The following is a 5,495-nucleotide window of genomic DNA, read 5'->3' as shown; positions in this document are numbered from 1 at the left end:
TCATCCCACCAGAAAAACACATCGTCTTCCCAGGTGATGTCCAGCAGCTCGTGGCGCGAGCCGTTGGGCTCGGTGATCTTGACCTTGGTGCCCTGCGGCGTGACCACGATGTAGGTGTTGTAGGAGCCGAAGTAGCCGATCTCCTTGACCCGGCCCGCGAACAGGTTGTGGTCCACGTTGGCCGGCCGCTCCTTGGCGATGTCGATCTTCTCGGGCCGCACGGCCACGGCCACCGGCATGTCCAGCGCGCCGCTGATGCCGTGGCCCACGTGGATCTCGCCAATCGGCGTTTTCACCGCGCAACGGTCGGGCTCGTCCACCGTCAGCTTGCCGTCGAACAGGTTCACGTTGCCGATGAAGTCGGCCACGAAGCGGTTGGCCGGGTATTCGTAGATCTGCTGGGGCGTGCCCACCTGCAGCACGCGGCCCTTGCTCATGATGGCGATGCGGCTGGCCATGGTCATGGCCTCTTCCTGGTCGTGCGTCACCATCACCACGGTCACGCCCACCTTCTCGATGATGTTGACCAGCTCGAACTGGGTCTGCTCGCGCAGCTTCTTGTCCAGCGCGCCCAGCGGCTCGTCCAGCAACAGCAGCTTGGGCTTCTTGGCCAGGCTGCGCGCCAGCGCCACGCGCTGCTGCTGGCCGCCCGAGAGCTGGTGCGGCTTGCGCTTGGCATAGGGCGTGAGCTGCACCAGCCCCAGCATCTCGTCGGTGCGCTGCTGCACCTCGGCCTTGGACAGGCCTTCGCGCTTGAGGCCGAACGCCACGTTCTCCCAGATGTTCAGGTGCGGGAACAGCGCGTAGCTCTGGAACATCATGTTCACCGGGCGCTCGTAGGGCGGCATGTTGGCCACGTCCTGGCCACCGAGCAGGATGCGCCCCTTGGTCGGTGTCTCGAAGCCGGCCAGCATGCGCAGCAAGGTGGACTTGCCGCAGCCCGAGCTGCCCAGCAGGGCAAAGATCTCGCCCTTGCCGATGGACAGCGACACCTCGTCGACGGCGACCGCCTCGTCGAAGCGTTTGACCAGTTTTTCCGTGACCAGATAGCCTTCTTGCGTACCGGCTGCTGCCATGGTGACCCCTTGTTGGTTTTGGATGCAGAAACAAAAAGGGCTGTTCATACGCAGGGTACGAACAGCCCGGTTCAGGCGCCGCCCGAGAGCGGGCGTCTCACACCTTACTTGCCCTTCTTGAAGCTGTTGTAGGCGTTGGACATCGCCTCGCGTGCTTCGTTGGTGAAGCTGCTGGGCGGGATCATCTTGGCCATGTAGTCGGCTTCCACGAAGATGGTCTTGTTGCCCGCGATCTCGGGGTTGACCTTGTCCATGCCGGCCTTGTTGCCGGTGGGGTAGCCCATGGTGTTGGCCATCAGCGCGGCGTTTTCCGGGCGCAGGTAGAAGTCGATGAACGCGGCGGCGTTGTTCGGGTGCTTGGCGTCCTTGGCCACGGCCATGGTGTCAAAGAAGATCAGCGCGCCGGTGCTGGGCAGCAGGGCTTCGATCACGTCCTTGGAGCCGTTTTCCTTGGCGCGGGCGGCGGCCTGGTTCACGTCACCGGACCAGCCAATGGCCACGCAGGCCTTGCCACCGGCGATGTCGTCGATCATGGTCGAGCTGAACAGACGGATGTCCTTGCGCACCTTGGACAGCATCTCGTTGGCGGCCTTGTAGTCGGCCGGGTCGTTCGAGTACGCGTCCTTGCCGATGTAGTGCAGGGCCACCGGGATGATCTCGGTCGGCGAATCCAGGTAGGCGATGCCACAGGACTTGAGCTTGCTCGTGTACTCGGGCTTGAACACCAGGTCCCAGGCGTTTTCGGGCATGGGCATGCCGGCCAGGGCCTTGTCGACCTTGGTCTTGTTGATACCCACGGTGGTGAAGCCCCAGGCCCAGGGGATCAGGTGCTTGTTGTCCGGATCGGCCTTGGTCAGCACCTGCATGATGGCCGGGTCCATGTTGGCCAGGTTCGGGATCTGGTCTTTCTTCAGCGGCTGCAGCAGACCGCCTTCGATCTGGCCCTTGGCGAAGACGGTGCCGGGCACCACGATGTCGTAACCCGTGTTGCCGGCCACCAGCTTGGCCTGAAGGGCTTCGTTGGTCTCGAAGGTGTCGTAGTTGACCTTGATGCCGGTTTCTTTCTCGAACGCGGCGATCATCCCCTCGGGCACGTAGTCGGGCCAGTTGTAGATGTTCAGGACCTTTTCGTCGTCGAACACCGGGCCGGCGGGCTTGGCGGGTTCAGCCGCGGGTGCGGGCGCCGCGGCCACCGGGGCCGGTGCGGGTGCCGGCTCTTCCTTCTTGCCGCAGGCGGCCAGGACGATGGCGGAAATGGCCAGGGCCAGAACTTGTTTCTTCATGGTGAGGAACACTCCTGTGAAAGGGTTGGAACCGGACGTTTGACACTCGGGAACCGGCTGTCTTGCTGGGGATCCAGCTAGCAAATTGCAGACCAAGAATATCCCCAAACTGGGGCATCGCGGGACTGTAACAAAGATTCGGAAACGCGCGCATGGCGGCAACCCGAAGGCGCGTCACCCACGTTCACCCCAACAAACCTTGGCCACGCAGCTCGTCCAGCGTGGCATCCAGGCAGCGGTGGATCAACCCCATCAGCTCATCGATCTGCGCGCGGGTCATGGTCAGCGGCGGCGCGATGATCATGCGGTCGCCCACGGCGCGCATGATCAGCCCGTTGCCAAAGCAGTGGCGGCGGCAGACCATGCCCACGGCCAGGTCCGGGTCGAACATCTCGCGCGTGGCCTTGTTCTTGACCAGCACCAGCCCGGCGACGAAGCCGCAGGTCTCGGCGTCGCCCACCAGCGGGTGGTGCTTGAGTTCCTCGAAGCGCTCGGCCAGGTAGGGGCCGGTGTCGTCCTTCACCCGGCCGGGCAGGTTCTCGCGCTCCATCAGCTCCAGATTGGCCAGGGCCACCGCGCATGCCACCGGGTGGCCGCTGTAGGTGTAGCCGTGGTTGAACTCGCCGCCCTTCTCGATCAGCACCTCGGCGACGCGGTTGCCCACCATCACGCCGCCCAGCGGGATGTAGCCGCTGGTCACGCCCTTGGCGAAGGTCACCAGGTCGGGCCTGATGCCGAACTTCTCGTACGCGAACCAGTGGCCCAGGCGGCCGAAGGCGCAGATCACCTCGTCGGCGATCAACAGGATGCCGTACTGGTCCACGATGCGCTGGATCTCGGGCCAGTAGGTGGCCGGCGGGATGATCACGCCGCCCGCGCCCTGCACTGGCTCGGCGATGAAGGCGGCCACCTTGTCGGGACCAATCTCCAGGATCTTCTCTTCCAGCCAGCGCGCGGCGCGGATGCCGAAGTCGGCCTTGCTTTCGCCAGGGTTGGCGTTTTCCCAGTGGTGCGGTTGCTCGATGTGGGTGATGTTGGGGATCGGCAGATCGCCCTGGGCGTGCATGCCGCTCATGCCGCCCAGAGAGGCGCCCGCCATGGTGCTGCCGTGGTACGCGTTGTGTCGGCTGATGATGACCTTTCGCTCGGGCTGGCCCATCAGGTCCCAGTAACGGCGCGCCATGCGCACGTTGGTGTCGTTGCTCTCGCTGCCGCTGCTGCTGAAGAACACATGCTTGAACGTGCGGTCGCCCACCTGCGGCGCCAGCGCCGCCAGCTTGGTGGCCAGCTGCACGGCCGGCACGTTGGTGGTGTTGAAGAAGCTGTTGTAGAAGGGCAGCGTCATCATCTGCTGGTAGGCCGCGTCCGCCAGCTCCTTGCGGCCGTAGCCGGCGTTGACGCACCACAGCCCGCTCATCGCGTCCAGGATCTTCTTGCCCTCGGAGTCCCAGACGTAGATGTCCTCGGCGCGGGTGATGACCCGCGCGCCCCGCTCGGCCAGGCCGGCGTGGTCGGTGAAGGGGTGGATGAAGTGCGCGCTGTCCAGCGCCTGGATGGCTTTCGTGTCCTGCTGCTCGGCGCGGCGGACCAGGGCGGGCGGGGCGATGAGGGTCGAGGTGTTCATACGGGTCTCACTTTCTGGCGGTGCATTCATCAAGAACGCCGCGGAACCGGCTTCGCCGGGCCGCCAGCGTTGCCCCCTCGAGGGGGTGACGCACCGCAGGTGCGGCGCGGGGGTGGGTCATCGACTGCGGCGCGGGGGGTTACACATGCAACAACAGGTGCTCGCGCTCCCACGGCGAGATCACCTTCATGAACTCGTCGAACTCGAGTTCCTTGATCTCGGTGTAGATGGTGATGAACTCCTTGCCCAGCACCTCGTGCAGGTCGGGTTCGCGGCGCAGCCAGTCCAGCGCCTCGCCCAGGCTGCGCGGCAGCGCATAGGGGGCCAGGTAGGCGTCGCCCTTCATCTCGGGCTTGGGCTTGATCTTGTTCTTCATGCCCAGGTAGCCGCAGGCCAGCGTCATGGCCATGGCCACGTACGGGTTGGCGTCGGCGCCGATCACGCGGTTTTCCACCCGGCGCGCGGCCGGGCTGGCGATGGGTGAGCGGATGCCCACCGTGCGGTTGTCGTGGCCCCACTCGATGTTGATCGGCGCGGCCGTGTGGCGCGACAGCCGGCGGTAGCTGTTCACATACGGAGCCACCAGCACCATGGCCGCCGGGATGTAGCGCTGCAGGCCGCCGATGTAGTGGTGGAAAGCGTCCGACGGCGTGCCGTCCGGGTTGCTGAAAATGTTCTGGCCGGTGGCCTTGTCCACGATGCTCTGGTGCACGTGCATGGCGCTGCCCGGCTCGCCGGCGATGGGCTTGGCCATGAAGGTGGCGTACATGTCGTGGCGCAGCGCGGCTTCGCGCACGGTGCGCTTGAAGAAGAACACCTCGTCGGCCAGGCCCAGCGGGTGGGCGTGGAAGAAGTTGATCTCCATTTGACCCGCGCCCACCTCGTGGATCAGCGTGTCCACGTTGAGCTCCATCTTTTCGCAGTAGTCGTAGATCTCTTCGAACAGCGGGTCGAACTCGTTCACCGCATCGATGGAATAGGCCTGGCGCGAAGTCTCAGCGCGGCCGCTGCGGCCGATCGGCGGCTTGAGCAGCGTGTTCGGGTCGGTGTTGCGCGCGGTCAGGTAGAACTCCAGCTCGGGCGCCACCACCGGGTCCCAGCCCTCGGCGGCGTACAGGTCGCAGATGCGGCGCAGCACGCTGCGCGGGGCGAACGGCACCAGCTTGCCCTCGTGGTCGAAGCAGTCGTGGATCACCTGCGCCGTCGGGTCGGTGGCCCAGGGCACGATGCGCACCGTGCTCGGGTCCGGGCGCAGCTGCATGTCCTTGTCGGTCGGGTCGACCACGTCGTAGTACGGCCCGCTTTCGGGAAACTCGCCAGTCACCCCCATGCCCACGATGGCCTGCGGCAGGCGCATGCCGCGGTCTTCGGTGAACTTCTCGCGCGGCAGGATATTGCCGCGGGCCACCCCGGTCAGGTCGGTCACCAGGAATTCAACCTCGTTCACGCGGCGCTGGTTCAGCCAGTTCTCGAGGTCGTTGAAGCTCATGTTGGTCTTGGAGGGGGCTGTCA

4 protein-coding genes are annotated in these 5,495 nt (G+C 65.3%); all 4 read right to left on the bottom strand.

Features of this window, described 5'->3' with window-relative positions:
• Window positions 1-1,076, bottom strand: a 1,076-nt coding sequence (locus ACR2JA_RS05335) for an ABC transporter ATP-binding protein (RefSeq protein ID WP_434008072.1), incomplete at its 3' end; no start/stop codon positions are given.
• Window positions 1,077-1,180: 104 nt separating this feature from the next.
• On the bottom strand, window positions 1,181-2,359 hold the full coding sequence (locus ACR2JA_RS05330) for an extracellular solute-binding protein (protein WP_434008071.1): 1,179 nt from the start codon (window positions 2,357-2,359) through the stop codon (window positions 1,181-1,183).
• Window positions 2,360-2,543: 184 nt separating this feature from the next.
• A complete protein-coding gene (locus ACR2JA_RS05325) occupies window positions 2,544-3,983 on the bottom strand; it encodes an aspartate aminotransferase family protein (RefSeq protein WP_434008070.1) in 1,440 nt (479 codons plus the stop codon).
• A gap of 139 nt (window positions 3,984-4,122) precedes the next feature.
• Complete coding sequence (locus tag ACR2JA_RS05320; RefSeq protein WP_434008073.1) at window positions 4,123-5,472, bottom strand: glutamine synthetase family protein; 1,350 nt, start codon at window positions 5,470-5,472, stop codon at window positions 4,123-4,125.
• Window positions 5,473-5,495 lie beyond the last annotated feature (23 nt).

Source organism: Hydrogenophaga sp. (assembly GCF_051007235.1).
Lineage (GTDB): Bacteria > Pseudomonadota > Gammaproteobacteria > Burkholderiales > Burkholderiaceae_C > Hydrogenophaga.
The sequence above is the reverse complement of the archived record's forward strand: the minus strand, read 5'-3'. Positions and strand labels throughout refer to the sequence as shown.